Here is a 244-nt window from a genome sequence, read left to right as displayed (position 1 = left end):
CGAACAGCAGCACGGGGACGTAGATCACCCCGCGGACGATCCGCATCGGCGTCCGGGGGATCGCCGGGTTCGAGTCGAGGCTCACCCGCGAGAGGGTGATCGAGACGACCGCAGCGGTGGCGACGCCCGTCACCAGGTCGAACCAGTAGGTCGGGTCCCCGAGGAGGAGGTAAAACGCCAGCGACAGGCCGAACAGCGCCACGAACCGCCCGGTCGTGGCCTCGGTCCGGAACCGCTCGCGGCG

Annotated in this window: 1 pseudogene; it reads right to left on the bottom strand. The window is 70.5% G+C overall.

The features are described 5' to 3' along the window. Nucleotides 1-244, bottom strand: a pseudogene (locus tag EXE45_RS18995) (cation:proton antiporter); the annotation flags it as partial.

Origin of the sequence: Halorubrum sp. SP9, from assembly GCF_005435015.1 — an archaeon.
GTDB lineage: Archaea > Halobacteriota > Halobacteria > Halobacteriales > Haloferacaceae > Halorubrum > Halorubrum sodomense.
Note: the sequence above shows the minus strand (reverse complement) of the source record. Positions and strands in the feature narration are given on the sequence as shown.